The sequence below is a fragment of the Streptomyces sp. NPDC018693 genome, assembly GCF_044391385.1.
Taxonomy (GTDB): Bacteria; Actinomycetota; Actinomycetes; order Streptomycetales; family Streptomycetaceae; genus Streptomyces.
This window is the reverse complement of the sequence record NZ_JBIRZZ010000010.1, coordinates 69,976-87,687: the sequence shown is the minus strand read 5'-3', so window position 1 is coordinate 87,687 and position 17,712 is coordinate 69,976. Positions and strand designations below refer to the sequence as shown.

Here is a 17,712-nt window from a genome sequence, read left to right as displayed (position 1 = left end):
ATGTCCGGAACCAGCGGCAGCGTCTCGGCAGCGGCGGCAGCCGACGCCGAGTACGAGATCCTGTGCGACGTCCAGGCGGACGGCACGAGCACGCCGTTCCTGCGGCACTACACCACCAGCGGCACCGGAGCTCCGTCCGTCTCGGACACCGCCCTCGACGGCACCACGCCGTACGCGCCGACGGGCACCGTCGTACGGTGCGGCGCCACCCCGAACCCGGAGATCGACAGCACGGCGCAGCGGCAGACCGGTGCGGGCACCGTCACGATCCCGGCCGGCGCCCGGTCCGTGACCCTGATCGTGTTCTCCGGATCGCCCACCGTGGCCATCGGCGGCGGCCCGGCGGTTGCCTTCCCGGCGGGCAGCTCCGGCACCTGGTCCGTCGACCAGGGAGGGAAGAACGGGGAGCGCCTGCAAGACGCGTTCGTATTCACCGGGGTCGCTGGAAGCGACTTCGCTGTCCTGTCCACGCGTGAGGTGTAGGCGTGAGCGGTACGAATGCCGGGATCTCCCTGGACTGCCCGGCCACGATCGCCTCCGAGTGCTGGAAGATCCCCGGGTACCGGTACGTCACCTACGACAACTCGGCGGCCACGCCGTGCGGCGTCTCGGCGGTCAACGGCGGCACGGCCGGCATCTGTGACCGGCCGAACGTGCGCGTGGACTCGTGGATCATCAACGGCGTCAACGTGGTCGCGGACCCGTTCAACGACGGGTGGAACGAGTGCGGTCAGCCGTTCCTCGCGGACCTCGCGGCCACCCTCAACACCTGGGACCCGTTCGCGGGCGGCTGGACGGTGGCCTTCTCGCAGACCTGCGCCGTACACGTCCGGTCCCGGGCGCTCCCGCCCACGGGCACGGAGTACGGCGTCCTGACGGCGGTGGACGTCGATACCGGCCAGACGCTCACTTTCACCCCGGCCCAGACCGCCGTACCGGACCAGTTCTTTCGGCGGATCACAGAGGTCGACTGCGAGGGCCAGACGACGCAACGGTGGCTCGACGTCGCCGGGAATCCTGTCGCAGCACCGGACCCGGACCGTATCGTCGAGTGCTCGGTCCAAGTCACGCCCGGCGCGCAGCCCGTGCCCACCTCGCGGGTACGGCCACGTATCAAGCGGTACACAGGAGCGGTCAGTTCCACGAACCTCAACACCCTCGGCTCTGTCGTCCAGTCCATGACGCTCACCGTCCTCGCGGGGGCTGTCCGGGTGCGGGCGGCAGGTTCCGGGGCGACGAGCACCACGCCGCCGACCACCTACGACGACGACGTGGTTGTCCCGGCCGGGGTGACGCTTACCTGGGGCGTCGATGGCGACTCCTACGATCTCGCCCTCGACGGCAGCCTGTTGTTCACCGGCACGAGCGCGGGCGCCGACTTCCTCGTCCACTGGACCGAGCACACCTACACGGACGCCGACTGATGGGCACCTCCAGCAGCATCCGCATCAGCGAGCGGGGGTTCCTCGAACTCCCCGCCATGGTCGACCTCACCGCCACCGGCACCGGAGTGTGGGTGAACACCGGCCTACAGGTCACGCTCCCGGTCGCCGGCACCTACCACCTCGACGCCAACGTCCGTGGCGTGCTGAACGCCACCGACGGCACCAACTGTTGGATCGGCGCCCGACTGTGGGACGTCACCGCGGGCGCCCTCGTCCCCGACAGCGAGGTACTGGTCCAGCAGATCGCCTTGAGCGTCTCGACCGCTACGCCAGTGGTCAACCAGGCGGAGAACCAGCACGCGCCGATCCTCGTCCCGTACACGATCCCCGGCTCGCGCCTGGTCCGCCTCCAGATCGTGAAGCACTACAGCGGTCCCAACCCGTCCGCCGCACGCGTCCAGTCCGACGCCAACGGACGCACCACGCTCAGGTGGGAGCGCATCGGGTGAGCACCCGCGGCGACTACCAGGCACCGGCACCCCGCATCGAACGGGCGACCGGCGTGACCGACGGCGCGGGAAACGTGACGTTCAACTGGCCGGTCGGAGCGTTCACCGCGCCGCCGGTCGTCACCGTTGCCCTCCAGGCCGCGGACGGCTTCCGCTCCGTCCGCATCAGCGCGAACAGTGCGACCGCGACCACGGTCAACGTGCTCGCCTCGGCCGGAGTCACGATCCTCGGCATCGGCGTCCTCGCTGCCGGTACGCCCGCCTCCGGGGTGACCGTGCACGCGCATGCCGTCGCCCCGTAGCGGCGGCCCGACAGACCTAGACTCAAACGTGACGCCGCTGGTTGTGGGCCGGGCGACTCCTCCCCTCTCTTGTTCGAGGAGCCCCCTCATGGCCAACTGCTGTGGCGCGAAGCGCTGCACCTGCACTGTCACCGCCGGGCCTGGCGTCACTGTCGACGGCGACGGCTCGTCCGCAAGTCCGTATGTGGTCAGCGCCGACGCTGCCACGCCTACGGCGCTCGGCGTGACCGACTCGGCAACCGTCGACCTCACCCTCACTGGCACCGGAACCGCCGGGGATCCGTACGACATCGCGGCGGACGTCATCCTCGACGCTGCCCCGCCCGGCGGCGGAACGAATCTGCTCCACGAGGGGCCGGACGGGCTGTTCGTGGAGTGCGCCGACGTACGCGGCTGCCTGTCGGCTGGGGACGGCATCGCCTACGACCCGGCCACGGGCGAGATCGCCGCGCGGCCGTCGGCCGACGCGGGCAACACGGTCGCCTTCGGCAGCGACGGCGGCCTGTACTCGGCCGGGGGCGGGGCTGGTACACCGACCGACGTCCAGGGCGGGGACACCCCGACTGCGAGCACGACGGTCACCGGCACCGGCGCGGCCGGCGACCCGTACATCGTCACGACCGACGTCACCCTCGACCCGGCCCCGCCCGGCGGCGGTACCAACCTCCTCCACGAAAGCCCGGACGGGCTGTTCGTGGAGTGCGCCGACGTACGCGGCTGCCTGTCGGCTGGCGACGGCATCGCCTACGACCCGGCCACGGGCGAGATCGCCGCCCGGCCGTCGGCCGATGCGGGCAACGCGGTGACATTCGGCGCCGATGGCGGCCTGTACGCCCCGGCCGGGGGAACAGCGGCCGTGGAGACCGCGTGCGGCCTCACCGGCGACGGCTCCTTGGCGACGCCCCTCGCCGCCGCGGTCGTCGCCTGGCCGTACCCGTGCGATGTCGACGCCAACGCCGGCGGCGTCTACTGCGACAGCACCGGGCAGCTCCGAGCCGAGCCGCGCGGCCAGGCAAGCTACCTATCCGACCAGCAGGTGCTCAACCCTGCCGATCTGCCGGTACCCGCAGCGGAGGACACCGAGGTCGCCACCCACACCCTCACGATCACCAACCCGGACGCCTGCCGTCCCGCCTTCGCGATGGTCGAGGGCGAGGTCGACGCGGACTTCAACCTGCCGCCCGGGGCCGGGGCCGCGCTCGGCATCTCCACAGACGAGATGAGCTACCTGCGAAACAGCGGTTCCAGCCCGATCCTCGACACCCATATCCAGGGCACGAAGGTCGTCTCTCCCACGGCCACCCCCGTGGCCATGATCCCGCCCGGCGGCTCGATCAACTTCGTCCTGAGCATCCGCATGGGGCGCGGCTCGGGCGGCGCCACTTACAACCGGGTCCAGAGCTTCGTGCGGGCCTTCATCTTCGTCCTGTAAGGAGGGCCAACCCATGGCCGACGCAACGCTGCACTACCGCACAGCCGACGGGGTCCTGGCATCCCGGATGGTGACCGGCGAGCAGGCGGAGCCACCCGCCCTCCCCGAAGGGGCCACGGCGCTCACTGAAGCCGAGTACGCCGACGCCCTCGCCGACGTCCAGGCGCAGCACGAGGAGTACGGACAGCAGCTCGTGCAGGAGGCAGAGGCGAACCAGCAAGCCGACTACGAGGCGCTGCGGGCGGCCGGCATCCCCGAGGCGACCGCGCGCCGCCTGTCCGGCTACAGCGGCCCCGACGGCGGCTGACCGCCCTCACGAGACGGAGCATCCTCATGGCTAACTGCTGCGGCGCGACGCGCTGCACCTGCCGCGTCACCGCGGGCCCCGGCGTCACCGTCGACGGCAACGGCTCGCCCGGCGCCCCGTACGTCATCAGCAGCAACGGCGGCACGTCGGAGCCCACCGCCATCGAGGCCGTCGACACGCCCAGCGTGGACGTCACCGTGGGCGGCACCGGGACCGCGGCCGACCCGTACGAGGTGAGCGCGGCCGTCATCCTCGACGCGACCCCGCCCGGCGGCGGCAGCAACCTGCTGCACGAAGGCCCGGACGGGTTGTTCGTGGAGTGCGCGGACGTGCGCGGCTGCCTGTCGGGCGGGGACGGCATCGACTACGACCCGGCAACCGGCATCGTCGCCGTGACCATCTCCGGTGACGCCGGGAACCAGACGGTCATCGGCGTCGACGGCGGGATCTACACGCCGTCGGCTGCGACGGCACTCGAGGCCGTCGATACCCCGACCGTGGACGTCGCCGTGGACGGCACCGGCACGGTCGGCGACCCGTACCAGGTGAGCGCGGCCGTCATCGTCGACCCGACCCCGCCCGGCGGCGGCAGCAACCTCCTCCAGGCGGGGCCGGACGGGTTGTTCGTGGAGTGCGCGGACGTGCGCGGCTGCCTGTCGGCCGGGGACGGCATCGACTATGACCCGGCGACGGGCGTCATCGCTGCGGACATCTCGGCGGATGCCGGGAACACCACGGTGATCGGCAGCGATGGCGGGATCTACACCCCGCCCTCGGCGACCGCCCTGCAAGAGGCCGACACCCCGACCGTGGACGTCACGATCACGGGCACGGGCGCGGCCGGTGACCCGTACCAGGTGGCCGCCGCGGTGATCCTCGACCCCGCGCCGCCCGGCGGCGGCAGCAACCTGCTGCAGGAGGGCCCGGACGGGCTGTTCGTGGAGTGCGCGGACGTTCGCGGTTGCATCACGGCCGGCGACGGCGCGGCCTACACGGCGGGCACGGGCGAGGTCGAGGCGCGGCTGTCTACGGATGCGGGCAACCAGGTCGCCTTCGGTACGGACGGCGGCCTGTTCGTGCCGCCCGACGCGCCGCTGGAGGTCGGCTGTGGCCTTCAGGGAGACGGCACGGCCGCAACGCCGCTCGCCGCGTTCCCCATCGCCGGATCGCAGCCGTGGACGGACGACTGGGACTGTGACCCGGCCGCGAACTCGACACTGAAGTGCGACCCGGACTCGGGCGCGCTGTGGACCCCACCCGAGCACACCAGCGCGGCCGTCACCTTCCAGCAGAACCACCCGGTCACCTCGCCCAGCTTCACGGGCACCGGCGGCTTCGTCCTGCTCGACCCCAACGCCTGGTCCGAGGGGACCTACACGGCCGACAGCCTGAGCGCTTGCCGCGGCATCAGCTTCTCCACCGAGTTCAACGCCCACGTCGAGGTGACCTACACCGCGAACGCGGTCTTCGACCTCGGGTATGCGGTCCAGATCGACGGGGGCGCCCTCGCGGTACGGATCGGGCACAGCTGGCTGCAGAACCCGGCGGCGGCCGGCCACGAGCGGGTGTCCTTCGAGGTATCGCAGGCGGCCGTGCTGCCCCCGCACACCGGCCAAGCGGTGCGGGTCTGGCCGGCGATCCGCGTCACAAACGGCACCGTCACGGTGAACCAGTGGATCACCGACACCCACCTGATCGCGATGACCCGATAGGAGAGGCGCAGCGTGAGGTACTTCGTGAACGACAACGGCGGCTGGATGTCGGTCAGTGGTGACGCGGATGTATTCGCGGTCATTCCGGACGGCTACCGCGAGGTGTCCGAGGCGGAATTCAACGAGGCTTCCGGCGCCGTCATCATCGCCCCGCCGCAGCAGCAGTAAGTGAGCAGCGTTGCGGCACTGCCCCCTAGCTATGCTGTGGGGGTAGCGCCGCTGGTTTTGGGCCGGGCCTCCTGATCGACCGGGAGGTATTGACGCCCATGCCATGTCCGCTCATCTCGAACCTGGACACGGTCCGGGTGACCAGGCTCGACGCCTGTGGTCGCCCGGTCTGTGGTGAGGACAATGGGTTCACCTTTGACTGTCTGGCGAGCATCGCCATGAACCCCAACGTCGACGAGGGTGACGACGTCAACTACCGCGCCGCAAATGGGCGGCAGTGCGGCTTCAAGCGCGGTTGTCCAACGTTCAACGGCTATGACGTCGAGATCAACTTCTTCTCGGTGTCGCCGGAGTTCATCGAGATCACCACCGGCAACCCGGTGGTCTTCGGGTTCGACGGACAGCCCATCGGCTACGACGACTGCTCCGTGCAGTGCCGCACCGGATTTGCCCTCGAATTCTGGGCGGAAGCCTTGGGCGAAGACGTCTGCGAGGCCGAGGGCACGGGTGGGGCCTGGCTCTACTACTTGCTGCCCTGGGTCACCAACGGGCTCCTCGGTGACCTGGAGATCGGCAGCGAGGCGGTCACGCTCCAGCTCACCGGCGCGACCCGGGCCGGCGGCGGCTGGGGGACCGGCCCGTACGACGTCATGCCGGTCGACGCGGCGGGAACAGCAGGCCCGATGCTCACTCCAGTCGGAGCGAACTGCCACAGGCGCTACTTCCTCACCTCCGTGCCGCCGCCCGAGCCGGTCTGCGACTACGTCCCGGTCACGGGCGGCCTCTGCCTGGCGTCCTGACCGTGACGGACCTCGACCTGGTCGTGCCGGTGCGGGAGGCCCCCGCCAACCAGCAACTCCGCTACGCGCTGAGGAGCTGGCAGGCGAACCTCCCGCACCGGCACGTGTGGATCGTCGGCTACAAGCCGGCATGGCTGGGCGGAGTCCGGCACATCCCCACCCGGCAGCCGGGCACGAAGTACCAGAACACCACCGTGGCGGTACGGGCTGCCTGCGAGCACCCGGAGATCAGCGAGACGTTCCTGTACGCCAACGACGACATGTTCGTCATGGAGCGGCTCGATGCCCTGCCGGTGCTGCACCGCGGGCCCATCCGTGACGTAGAGGCGCACTACGCGGCCCGCGCCTCCGGCTCGTACCTGCGGGGGATGCGGGAGACCCGTGACCTCCTGGTCGACCAGGGGTTCGCGGACCCACTGTCGTACGAGCTGCACGTCCCGCTGCCCGTGACCAAGACCGGGATGCTGAAGGCGCTCGACGCGGGCCGCCACCTGGATGTGCTGCACAAGCGGACTGCGTACGGCGTCCTCAACGAGGTTGGCGGGGAGCGGATCGAGGACGTGAAGGTGCTGCATCGCGGGCCGCGCTTCGACCGGTCGACGCCGTTCCTGTCGACGATGCCGGACAGCTTCGCGCACGGCGAGGTCGGCCGCGTCATCCGCTCCTGCTTCCCCACGCCCTCCTCCTACGAGCAGCGGAGGCGCTGATGCCCATCGAGACCGGGCCTTGTGACGCCTGGCCTGTTGAGCTGTGCTGCGACGTCGAGAACGTCGAGCAAGAGGACCTGGACCGGTGGACGCTGGTGGCGTCACAGATCCTGTGGGCGCTGTCCGGCCGCCGGATCGGGCCGTGCCCGGTCACCGTGCGGCCGTGCAGGCGGGCCTGTCTGGAGTCCTCGCCGTTCATCAGCTTCCAGTACGGCGGCGTGGGCCCGTGGATCCCGTACATCAGCATTGACGGCCTGTGGCGCAACGCGAGCGTGTGCGGCTGCCGGTCGGACTGCTCGTGCGGCGAGCTGTGCGAGGTGTACCTGCCGGGCCCGGTCTACGACATCACCGAGGTGAACATCGACGGCCAGGTCCTCGCGCCCGAGCAGTACAGGGTGGACGCGGCCGGCCGACTGGTGCGGGTCGGCGGCGGCTGCTGGCCGGACTGCCAGGACATGGCCGCCGCGCCAGGCGAGCCCGGCACGTTCACCGTGACGTACCGGATCGGCCTGCCCGTCGACGAGGCCGCAGTCGCCGCGGTGTCCGAGCTGACCTGCCATCTGCTGCGCGGCTGCGGTGGTAGCGGGAGCTGCGGCTGCAAGGCGAACCGCAACCTGACCCGGCTCGTCCGTCAGGGCGTTGAGATGGAGCTCGCGGACCCGACGCTCATCTACAGCGAAGGCCGCACCGGTCTGCCGCTCGTCGACCTGTGGCTGAGCGTCGTCAACCCGTACCGGCTGACCAGCCCGAGCCGCGTCTACAGCCCGGACTTCCGGCAGCCGAGGGTCCAGCAATGGCCCTGAGCCCGCTCGTGATCCACGAGACCGCCGAGCTGCTCCTGGGCTGTGTGTGCGCGGAGCTGACGATGGTGGCTGCCCGGGTCGAGGGGCAGCCCGGGTGCCCGTGCCGGTCGTGCGTTGTTCCGGGCACCCCGGCCTGGGACGACTGCGCGGGCGACTGCGTGCGCGCGGAGACGCCCGGCCAGCTCACGGTGCACTACAACGGCATGGTGTCGACGTCGAACTTCCCGGCGGAGACCCGCGACGTGATGGGCAGTAAGAACTGTCTGCCGGTCAAACCCGCCGCCGAGTTCGTCATCACGCTGCTGCGGTGCGCGCCGACGTACGACCAGCAGGGATGCCCGCCCACTTGCGAGGAGCTGGCCGAGGCCGCCCGCGTCCTGGCCGTGGACGCGACGTCGGTGTGGAACGCCCTCCAGTGCTGCTTCCCGGGCACGAGCGACGCCCGGCGCGGGCAGACGTTCGTCCTCGGTCAGCAGCGCACCGTGGGGCCCGAGGGGCAGTGCGTGGGTATCGAGCAGAAGGTCACCGTCGCTCTGCCGTCGTGCCGCTGCCCGGAAGGAGAGACGTCGTGAGTGTTGAGGTGCGGCTCGACCAGGGCCGGCTGTCGCGGTTCCTGCGGCTGCGCGGCGGGATCGTCGAACGGCGCCTTGCCCGGCGTACGGCGCGGGTGGCGGACATTGCCCGCGATGAGGCGCCCGGACGGATGGGCCAGTTCGTGGACTGGCACATCGAGGAGGGCTCGAACGGCCTCCAGGGGGTCATCACCTGCGATCACCCGGCGACCCGGTTTGTGCTGGACGGCACCCGGCCGCACATCATCCGGCCGCGACGGGCGAAGGCGCTCCGCTTCGACGCGGGCGGGCAGGTCGTGTTCGCCGCGTACGCCAGACATCCGGGAACACGGCCGAACAACTTCATGGCCAGGGCGTTGCGCATCGGCAGGTGATCGCGGGCGGTGCGATAGTTGCAGTGCGCGGTCTGACCTGGGTGGGTCTGGACCTTGAAGAGGCCCCGGGACGCTGGTCCCCAGGGCCTCTTCCCATGCGGCCGGTCAGTAGCTGTCGCAGCTCGACGAGCTGCTGGAGCTGGACGAGTCCGGGCACGACGACGAGAGGCTGTGGTGGCTGCCGCCGGGCGAGGTGTCGGCGACGGTGAACGGAGTCGGGTCGAAACGGGGCGGCTGGCTCGTCGACGAGGCCGCGGGCGGGGTACTGGGAGGGACGGGCTTCCTGCGAAGCCGGTCACGGATGCTCATGCCCGCAGCATTCCGCACCCACCGACCGCTTCACCCTGATTTGAGGTAGATCAGTGGTTCCGCCCGTTCCGCTACTATCGCCCGGCACGCCGCTGGTGTTAGGCCGGGCGTAGCGCGCGGTAGATAGGGGCGCACCCGTGGCAACGAAAGATTTCGCTGTCCGCACCGAGAACCACGTCGCCAACCTCACCGGCCTGGGCAAGCTGGAGTTCGTGCCCGAGGTGTTCGGTGACGAGTTCCTCGACGGCTACCACCGCGTCCAGGAGGCGCAGCAGGCCATCGGCGGCGAGGAAGACCTGACCAAGATGGACCCGGCGACGCTGCGCGAGGTCTACGGCTCCATGCGGGAGTTCCTCGGCAGCCTGATGACGCCCGAGTCCGCCGAAAGGTGGCTGCGGTTCGAGGTCATCAAGGGCGGCAAGCTCGTCGACCACTACCGCAGCCGCGCGAAGGCCGAGGAGAAGGCAGCCGAGGTGAACGGCAGGGTCGAGGACAAGAGCATGCGCGTCCCCGACCGTGTGCTGCTGGAGCTGCTGGAGTGGACGGTCGAGCTGTACGGGGGCGGCAACGACCGCCCTACTACACCGTCCAGCGGATCCTCGCGAGCATCGCGGAGGGCTGGGACACCTGGGAAGGGCAGCTCGCCCTCCAAGGCGTCGACCCGCACCGCTGGACGCTCCGCACGCTAGTCAACGCCGCCGAGCAGGCGATCTATCAGTCCGCCGAGGACGACGCCGCGCGGCGACGGCTGGAAGCGAAGCTGTACGCCCCGCCGGTGACGCGCCGCCGGCCCCGCGCGCAGCGCACGGCACAGCGGCCCGCCGAGAAGCCGCGTGGCGCGCTGACGGTGCAGGACGCGAAGTCGCTGATGGCTCAGCTGGCGGCCCAGGACGCCCAGCTCGGGCTGGGATGAACCGGATAATCTGGGATCGCCGCTGGTGCTAGGCCGGGCAACCGCACTCGTTCGTGAGGTTGCCGATGGCCGAGGACGACGTCGATTACGGTCGCGCGACCATCACGATCGACATCAACGCCGGCAGTGCCGACGCTGATGGTCGCGCGGCAGGTATCCGGATCCAGCGGGCGCTGCTGAACGCGACGCGCCGCATCGGCGAGCAGATGCGCCGCCAGATCCAGCGCGGCCTGCTCGCCCAGACGCTCAGGGTTCGCATCGAGCCGGACCTCAGCCGGTTCGACAGCCAGCTCCTCACCGGGCTGCGGTCGCTGGACTCGATCAACATCCCGGTCGCGCCGGACGTCACCGGTTTTGTGGAGCGGCTGCGCGCCCTCCTCGCCGACGTCGAGATCCCCATCCGGGTCATCCCGGACATGGACGGGTTCGACGCCCGTATTCGGGCGCACCGGGCTCCCGACGTCAACGTCAACGTCAACCCGGACGCCAACCGGTTCCAGCGGGCGCTGGCCGGCCTGGGCCGTATCGCGGCCCGGGTCGGCGGGGCGCTGGCCGGTCTCCTCCAGTTCGGTGCGGTCGGTATCGCCGCCGCGGGGGCCGCCGCGGGGGTCGGCGCGTTCCTGGCGGCGCTCGCCCCAGCCGCGGGCATCATCGCCGCCCTCCCGGCGGCCATCGCCGGCTTCCAGGCGGCGGCAGGAACGTTGCGCCTGGCCCTGATGGGAGTCGGGGACGCCTTCAAGTCGGCGCTGACCGACGACGCCAAGGCGTTCGAGAAGACCCTCGAAAACCTCTCGCCGGCAGCGCAGGCGGCGGCCCGCGAGGTCCGGGCCCTGAAGCCCGCGTTCGAGGAGCTGCGGGACTCGGTGCAGAACGCCCTCTTCGAGCAGCTTGAGGGCCAGATCACCAAGACCGCTGCGGCGCTGGGCGGGCCCTTGCAGAAGGGCATGACCGCCATCTCGAAGAACTTCGGGCAGGCGGCCAGGAGCGTCCTGCTGTTCCTGCAGAGCGCCGACGGCATCAAGGCCGTCACGCAGGTCCTGAACGGCACGGAGGCGGCCACCAACGGGCTCGCTGCCGGTACCGGGCCGCTGGCGGCCGGGCTGCTGCGCGTGGCCGGTGCGGTCTCGGCCGCGTTCGGTGACCGGCTTGGTGCCGCGCTGCAGATCGCCGGCGAGCGGCTCGGGACGTTCCTCACCGACGCCGCCGACTCCGGGCGCGCGGTCCAGTGGGTGGAGGACGCGGTCGCGCTGTTCCAGCAGCTCGGCCGGATCGTCGGGAACGTCGGCGGCATCATCCGGGGCATCTTCTCGGCCGGCGACTCGGTCGGCGCCGGGCTCCTGAACAACATCGAGCTGATCACCAGCAAGATCGAGGAGTTCGTCAAGTCCGATCCGGGCCAGTCGGCGCTGTCGAACATCTTCGCCACGATCGGGACCGTAGCGGCGCAGGTCGCGCCGATCTTGTCCGCCCTGGTCACACAAGTCGGGGCTATCGCGCCAAGTTTGGCCTCAATTTTCACGGCGCTCGGCCCAGCACTCGTCAACCTGATCAATGCGCTCGGGCCCGCGCTGGCCACGATCGCTCCAGCTCTGGCGACCGTAGGAACCGCCCTCGCTGACGCGCTGGCCGCGCTCGCGTCGGGCGGCGCGCTGACCGCCGTCGGCGAGGTCATCGGCAGCCTCCTCTCAGGGCTCGCCCCCCTGTTGCCGCTGGTCGGAGCCCTGGCGAACACCGTCCTGCAGATCCTCGCCCCTGCCTTTCAGGCCGTCCTCGCCGTCCTGAATCCGGTGATCGCCGCCTTGGTTGGCGCGCTCATGCCAATCCTGCCGCCGCTGACCCAGGCGTTCCAGATGATCTTGGCGGCGCTGATCCCGCTCGGTGTCGCACTCGGTCAAGCCTTGGCCCAAGCTGTTGCCGGGCTTACCCCACTTCTCACCCAATTGGCCGGGGTTGTCGCTCAGGTCGTAATTGCGATTACCCCGCTGGTCACCCAGATCGTCGCCGCCCTCCTGCCAGCCCTGCCGCCCCTCGTGGCCGCCTTCAACGCCGTGATCGCGGCCCTCCTGCCCCTCCTGCCGCCCGTCCTGGGCCTGGTCCAAGCGCTCGTCCCGCTCGCCTCGACGATCATCCGGCTCGCCGCGCCGATCCTCCAGGTCGCGGCGGCCCTCGTGGGCTGGGTGGCGATCAAGGTCGTCGTACCGATCATTAGCGGGATCGTCTCCGCGCTCGGCGGACTGATCAACATCATCACCAGGGTCGTCGGCATCGTCACCGGCTTCGTCGACGCGGTGATCGCCGGCTTCAAGTACCTGTACAACCTGCTGGTCGGCAACAGCATCATCCCCGACCTCATCAACGGCATCGTCAGCTGGTTCCGGCGCCTGCCCGGCATGGCCCGAAGCGCCCTCGCCGCCATCGTCTCCGCCGTCCTCGGCCCGATTCGCAGCGCCGCCTCCTCCGCCCTCAGCGCCGCCCGAAAGTTCGTCAGCGACGCCGTGGCCGCCGTGCGGGCCCTGCCCGGCCGGGCGAGGTCCGCCCTGGGCGGCCTGACGAGCACGCTCGTCAGCGCGGGCCGCGACCTGATCCGAGGCATGATCAGCGGCATCAAGGCGATGGCGGGCAACCTCGTCTCCGCAGCCAAGGGCGTGGTGAAAGGCGCCGTCGACGGGGCGAAGAGCCTCCTCGGCATCAGCTCGCCGTCGAAGGTGTTCGCGCAGATCGGCCGGGACACCGGCGCCGGTTTCATCAAGGGCCTGACCGGCACCGCGGCCGACATCAAGCGGACCACCGAGAAGATCGCCAAGCAGATCACCGACGCGTTCCGGGGCCGCGCGACCCGGGTCGACGACCGGCTCGTGTCGATGCTCCAGTCCGGGAACAAGCGGCTCCAGTCCCTGGCCGCGCAGCGCGACAAGCTCGTCCAGCGGATCGCCGACGCGCAGAAGTTCGCGGCCGACACGAGCAAGGCCGCCCTCGATGCGTTCTCGCTGCAGAACCTCATCCAGGGCGAGGAGGCCGTCACCACGAGGGGCCTGCAGACCGGTCTGCAGGACGCCATCGACCGCGTCCGCAAGTTCACCGCGCAGATCAACAACCTGGCCAAGCGGGGCCTCCGCAAGGACCTGTTGCAGCAGATCATCGGCCTCGGGTCCGAGCAGGGCGCCGAGATCGCCACTGTGCTGTCGCAGTCGACGAAGGACAGCCTGAAGCGGCTCAACTCCCTCCAGTCTCAGCTGACGAAGGCCACCGGCACCCTCGGCACGACGAGCGCCGATGTGCTGTTCGACGCGGGCACCCAGGCGGGCAAGGGCTTCCTCGCAGGCTTGAAGGCGCAGCGCAAGAGCATCGAGAAGCTGATGTTGGACATCGCGAAGTCGATGCAGACGGCGATCCGGCGGGCGCTGCGGATCAAGTCGCCGTCGGTCGTGATGCGCAAGCTCGGCGAGATGACCGGCCTGGGCCTCCAGGTCGGCCTGGCTCGGCAGATCGCCGCGCTGGAAGCGACGTCGCGGCAGGCGGCGCAGGCCCTCGTGCGCGGGGTGTCCTCGCAGGTGGCCGGGCTCGCCGACGTCACCCCGGGCATGGGCGGCCAGGTGATCCCGCTGACCCGCACCCAGCGCATGCGGCAGGCCGGAACCGACCCTGCGGCCCTGGCCGGGCGCGGCCGGGGCCGCGGCGGTGACGTGATCCACAACCACCACTGGGAGATCCGGGAGGTGGGCAACGCGCGGGTCACCGCTCAGCGGGTCCTCAACCGGTTCGTGCTCACGGCAGGAGTGTCTGGCTGATGGCGACCGATTGGTTCATGTCGTACGGCGGCGTGGAGGTGGTCAACCACTCCCGCCTGGCGGCCTACCTGGAAACCGTCGGGTCGCCGCTGACCGACTGGAGCGGCTGCGGCTGCCCGACCTTCGGCGCGGAGGTCCTCGAGGAGCTGCCGTACACCACACCGGACGACGAGGACAGCCCGGCGCCCTGGTACGACCCGGACGTGCCCGAGTCGACCGAGTTCGCCGGGATCATGGTCCTCGACGTCGACGGGCTCGACGACTACCCGGTGGAGCGCACCGTCACGGGAGGGATCGCCGGGGGCGGCGCCATCGGCCCGGCGCGGGCTCTGCCGCGCACGATCACGGTCACGGCGCTCGTCCTCGGCTCGACGTGCTGCGGCGTCGACTACGGGCGGCACTGGCTGGAGCAGGTCCTCCAGGGCTGCGGCGGCGGAGAGTGCGACGGCGACTGCCTCACCCTGTACAACTGCTGCCCCGGCGAGACGCTGGACGCGGCCACCTTCAACGAGCGGCACCGGCGCACCCTGCGCCGCGTGGCCCTGGTGGAGGGGCCGCGGGTCACCGCGCGGGCCGGCGACGGCTGCGGTACCGGCGAATGCCAGTCGGGGGCGGACATCCTCACCGTGGAGTGGGTGATGACCGCCGCGGTGCCGTGGCTGTGGACCGACCCCATGCCAGTGCTGGAGGTCACCCCGCCGATGGACCTGGACGGCTCGTGCGTCGACTGGTGCGTGCACCCGACGGGCGCGGACTGCCCCGGCGGCTGCCGGTTCGCCACCTGCCCGGACCCGACGGCCGCGTGCGCGGACCCCCGCTGCTCCCCGGAGACGCCGCCACTGCCGGGCGCCCCGCTGTCCACCTGCTTCTGCCTGCCACTGGCAGCCGAGCGGGCCTGCTACGAGATGGACCTGACGGGCCGTCCCAACTGGAGCTCGGACGTGCCGATCGTCACCGTCCGGTCCGGGTCGTCGGACCTGCGGAACATCACGATCGAGATCTACGAGCACAGCGACCAGACCCTGACGTGCGAGGAGACCGCCGACGCGGGCCGCTGTAACCCGCAGAACTACTGGCACATCAGCTTCGTGCCCGCCGGTGGGGCAGTGACGCTGGACGGCCAGACCGGCCGTGCCACCGTCGAGTGCGGCGGCGTCTGCGAGTCCAGCCCGGACGTCTACGGCCGCGACGGCATGCCGCCGACGTACGAGCTGCTGGAGTGCGCCGAGTACTGCGTGTGCATCAGCTCGGACATCGAGAGCCCCCCGGCGATCGACGCGATGGTCACGCTCAACGTGTCGGGAAGGGGCCGGTAATGGCGGTAGCCGGCTGCGGTACGCACACCGCGACCATCCTCGACCGCAACGGCGCCACCGTGACCACCGCCCAGGTGCTCACCGAAGTGGAGTGGAACCGCGTGCTGGACGGCACCAGTTCGGCGCGGGCCCTGATCCAGCCGGACGGCGACTGCTGCAACCGGCTCGGCCGCATCGGCTCCTGGCGCTCAAGGCTGGTCATCTTCCGCGACGGTCAGTACGTGTGGGACGGGCCGGTCACCGACGTCATCTGGTCCCTTGGCGAGGTCGAGGTGATCGCCGAGGACGTCAGCGTGTGGCTCGACAACCGGGTGCCGCACGCCAACCGGGCGTTCACGAACACGGACCTCTCCGAGATCGCCCAGTGGCTGATCGAGGACGGCTTCGCGCCGGACGACCCCGGGCACACCGTCGAGATCGTCGGCAAGGCCGGTGTCGTCGGCTCCCGCTCCTACAGTGCGGGCATCGGGCAGACCGGCGATCACCTGCGGCAGCTCGCCGAGGCGGGCATCGACTACACGGTCATCGGCTCGAAGATCCTGCTGCTCCCGGAGACGTTCCTCGTGCCCGTCGGCCGCCTGTCGGACGCCGACATGCCGGAGGGCCTGGAGGTCAGCGAGGACGGCAAGTCCCTCGTCACGCGGTGGATCGTGGCGGGCAGCGAGGAGAGCGGCGCGATCGGCTCCGACGGCGGCACCGACCCGTACTACGGCCTGCACGAGCGGTACGTAGAGATGTCGGAGATCACGGACAACGCGTCGGCGACGGAGGCCGCGAAGGCGCGGCGCCGGGTGTCGTCCACGGTGCCGGTGTTCATCGACACTCAGCAGGTGACGATCTCGCCGCTGGCGAACATCAGCGTGCCGAGCCTCGTGCCCGGGTGGGCGCTGGACATCACCAGCGCCAGCACCTGCCGGAAGATCACCCAGCGGCTGAAGATCACCGGCGTGCGGGTGCAGGAATCGGCCGGCGACGGCGACAACCCCGGCACGGAGAGCGTGCAGGTCCAGGTGGCGGCGACAGCGGCGGAGGCGGCGTAGATGGCGATCCGTGGAACCCCGGCCCGGCGGGTTGTCGGCGCACCGCTGGTGGGCGTGCTGCGCAGTCTCGACCAGCGGGCCCGCATCGCCGGCCGGACGCGCACGAGCAGCGCTCCGCGCGAGCAGGACCCGAGGCCGGTGGAGCCGACCCGTACGGCGCCCCAGGCGGGCTTGGGCGGGCCTGTGGCGGCCGTGGTGGAGACGGGGGAGGACGGGCGGGCTACGTGGACGTTCCCGGCCTCCTACAGCGGCCGTCCGGTCGTCACGGCGACTGCCGTGGACCCCGAGCCCGACGACGACGAGCGGACGGTGTGGGCGACGCTGGAGGAGGTCACCGCCTGGTGCGTGGTGGTGCGGGTGTGGCGCAGCCGTCCCCGCCGCGGTGCCGGTGTCGCCGAGCCGGCCGGGTCTGGGCTGCGCGTGCACCTGATGGCGCTCCCGCCGACGCCCTGACCCGGGCGGTTACCCTGCTTGCGCGCCGCTGGTTGTGGGCCGGGCCGCTGAATCTGCCCTGACGGAGTGCCCATGGCCAGCGTGTGTGTCGATGACGAGTTCTTCCAGGTCGGCGACGACGGTCGGCTGACGATCGTGCCCGGGTCGATGAACCTGCGGGACATCCTGTACTTCAAGGACCCCGGCACCCACGAGTTCAACAAGGCCGACTATCCATGGCTGTCGCGGATCTGGGTCCAGGTGCAGGCGGGCGGCGGGGGCGCGGCCGGTGCGCGGGCGAACGCCGGGCAGCTCGTAGCGCACCCGGGCGGCACGGGCGGCGGGTATGCGGAGCGGCTGATCGAAGCCTCCGCGCTCGGCGCCACGGAGACGATCGTGGTCGGCGAGGGCGGGACCGCGGGTACCCCGACGGTCGACGGTGGGAACGGCGGCAACAGCTCCTTCGGGGGTGTGTGCACCGCGAACGGCGGCTTCGGCGGGCAGGTCGTCATGTCGTCGGGCACTGGCATGATCTGCTACTCCGGCGTGGCTGGGCCGCTGGCCGGGGCCGGTGATATGGCGCAGGGCGGCGGGGCCAGTGGTGGCCCGATCCGCCTCAGCGGCGACCAGGGGCAGTCCGGGCCGGGCGGAGAGTCGAGGCTTGGTCACGGGGGCTGGCAGCGCGCATCCAGTGGGGGAGGCGGCGCCGGGCGCGGCTACGGCGGAGGCGCGGCCGGGGCCCTCGCCAGGGACGGCGACAGCGTCAACGGCACTGCGGGCAGCGGCGGCATCGTGATCGTCTGGCTGTACGCCTGACCCCGACGTCCGGACGACATCCGGACG

The 17,712-nt window shown here is 70.9% G+C and carries 20 protein-coding genes; 19 read left to right on the top strand and 1 reads right to left on the bottom strand.

Annotated features, from left to right (window positions below; translation table 11 throughout):
* The 13 genes from ACH5AC_RS25000 to ACH5AC_RS24940 all read left to right on the top strand — a co-directional run bounded on the left by ACH5AC_RS25000 (position 1) and on the right by ACH5AC_RS24940 (position 9,071).
* Positions 1-483 carry a hypothetical protein gene (locus ACH5AC_RS25000; RefSeq protein ID WP_398864355.1) on the top strand — a complete coding sequence of 161 codons (483 nt, stop codon included), beginning with the start codon at positions 1-3 and terminating at the stop codon, positions 481-483.
* 2 nt (positions 484-485) lie between these two features.
* A complete protein-coding gene (locus ACH5AC_RS24995; RefSeq protein WP_398864353.1) occupies positions 486-1,424 on the top strand; it encodes a hypothetical protein in 939 nt (312 codons plus the stop codon).
* Positions 1,424-1,894, top strand: a complete 471-nt coding sequence (locus ACH5AC_RS24990) for a hypothetical protein (RefSeq protein ID WP_398864352.1) — start codon at positions 1,424-1,426, stop codon at positions 1,892-1,894. Before ACH5AC_RS24995 ends, ACH5AC_RS24990 begins: the two co-directional genes overlap by 1 nt.
* On the top strand, positions 1,891-2,196 hold the full coding sequence (locus ACH5AC_RS24985) for a hypothetical protein (RefSeq protein ID WP_398864350.1): 306 nt from the start codon (positions 1,891-1,893) through the stop codon (positions 2,194-2,196). The genes ACH5AC_RS24990 and ACH5AC_RS24985 overlap by 4 nt, the downstream gene beginning before the upstream one ends.
* A gap of 223 nt (positions 2,197-2,419) precedes the next feature.
* On the top strand, positions 2,420-3,628 hold the full coding sequence (locus ACH5AC_RS24980; protein WP_398864349.1) for a hypothetical protein: 1,209 nt from the start codon (positions 2,420-2,422) through the stop codon (positions 3,626-3,628).
* A 13-nt stretch (positions 3,629-3,641) separates the two neighbouring features.
* Positions 3,642-3,935, top strand: a complete 294-nt coding sequence (locus tag ACH5AC_RS24975) for a hypothetical protein (protein ID WP_398864348.1) — start codon at positions 3,642-3,644, stop codon at positions 3,933-3,935.
* 26 nt (positions 3,936-3,961) lie between these two features.
* Positions 3,962-5,647, top strand: a complete 1,686-nt coding sequence (locus ACH5AC_RS24970; protein ID WP_398864346.1) for a hypothetical protein — start codon at positions 3,962-3,964, stop codon at positions 5,645-5,647.
* A gap of 12 nt (positions 5,648-5,659) precedes the next feature.
* Entirely contained in the window at positions 5,660-5,815 is a 156-nt protein-coding gene (locus tag ACH5AC_RS24965; protein WP_398864345.1) for a hypothetical protein, read from the top strand.
* Positions 5,816-6,033: 218 nt separating this feature from the next.
* Positions 6,034-6,615 (top strand): hypothetical protein, encoded by a 582-nt coding sequence (locus tag ACH5AC_RS24960; RefSeq protein WP_398864344.1) that lies wholly within the window; start codon positions 6,034-6,036, stop codon positions 6,613-6,615.
* 2 nt (positions 6,616-6,617) lie between these two features.
* Positions 6,618-7,322, top strand: a complete 705-nt coding sequence (locus tag ACH5AC_RS24955) for a hypothetical protein (protein ID WP_398864343.1) — start codon at positions 6,618-6,620, stop codon at positions 7,320-7,322.
* Positions 7,322-8,125, top strand: coding sequence for a hypothetical protein (locus ACH5AC_RS24950; protein ID WP_398864342.1), 804 nt, complete (start codon positions 7,322-7,324; stop codon positions 8,123-8,125). The genes ACH5AC_RS24955 and ACH5AC_RS24950 overlap by 1 nt, the downstream gene beginning before the upstream one ends.
* A complete protein-coding gene (locus ACH5AC_RS24945) occupies positions 8,116-8,697 on the top strand; it encodes a hypothetical protein (RefSeq protein ID WP_398864341.1) in 582 nt (193 codons plus the stop codon). Before ACH5AC_RS24950 ends, ACH5AC_RS24945 begins: the two co-directional genes overlap by 10 nt.
* The gene (locus ACH5AC_RS24940; protein WP_398864340.1) at positions 8,694-9,071 is read left to right on the top strand and encodes a hypothetical protein; all 378 of its coding nucleotides are present in this window, start codon (positions 8,694-8,696) and stop codon (positions 9,069-9,071) included. Before ACH5AC_RS24945 ends, ACH5AC_RS24940 begins: the two co-directional genes overlap by 4 nt.
* A 105-nt stretch (positions 9,072-9,176) precedes the next feature.
* Here ACH5AC_RS24940 and ACH5AC_RS24935 read toward each other — a convergent pair whose 3' ends face one another.
* Positions 9,177-9,380 carry a hypothetical protein gene (locus ACH5AC_RS24935; RefSeq protein WP_398864339.1) on the bottom strand — a complete coding sequence of 68 codons (204 nt, stop codon included), beginning with the start codon at positions 9,378-9,380 and terminating at the stop codon, positions 9,177-9,179.
* Between the two features lie 137 nt (positions 9,381-9,517).
* Between ACH5AC_RS24935 and ACH5AC_RS24930 the strand changes: the two genes are divergently transcribed.
* From ACH5AC_RS24930 to ACH5AC_RS24905, 6 genes are all read left to right on the top strand, one after another.
* Entirely contained in the window at positions 9,518-10,069 is a 552-nt protein-coding gene (locus tag ACH5AC_RS24930) for a hypothetical protein (RefSeq protein ID WP_398864338.1), read from the top strand.
* 289 nt (positions 10,070-10,358) lie between these two features.
* Positions 10,359-14,081 carry a hypothetical protein gene (locus ACH5AC_RS24925; RefSeq protein ID WP_398864336.1) on the top strand — a complete coding sequence of 1,241 codons (3,723 nt, stop codon included), beginning with the start codon at positions 10,359-10,361 and terminating at the stop codon, positions 14,079-14,081.
* The gene (locus ACH5AC_RS24920; protein ID WP_398864335.1) at positions 14,081-15,397 is read left to right on the top strand and encodes a hypothetical protein; all 1,317 of its coding nucleotides are present in this window, start codon (positions 14,081-14,083) and stop codon (positions 15,395-15,397) included. The genes ACH5AC_RS24925 and ACH5AC_RS24920 overlap by 1 nt, the downstream gene beginning before the upstream one ends.
* Complete coding sequence (locus ACH5AC_RS24915; RefSeq protein WP_398864334.1) at positions 15,397-16,437, top strand: hypothetical protein; 1,041 nt, start codon at positions 15,397-15,399, stop codon at positions 16,435-16,437. The genes ACH5AC_RS24920 and ACH5AC_RS24915 overlap by 1 nt, the downstream gene beginning before the upstream one ends.
* Positions 16,438-16,890 (top strand): hypothetical protein, encoded by a 453-nt coding sequence (locus ACH5AC_RS24910; protein ID WP_398864332.1) that lies wholly within the window; start codon positions 16,438-16,440, stop codon positions 16,888-16,890.
* 72 nt (positions 16,891-16,962) lie between these two features.
* Positions 16,963-17,685, top strand: coding sequence for a hypothetical protein (locus tag ACH5AC_RS24905; RefSeq protein WP_398864331.1), 723 nt, complete (start codon positions 16,963-16,965; stop codon positions 17,683-17,685).
* Positions 17,686-17,712: the final 27 nt, after the last annotated feature.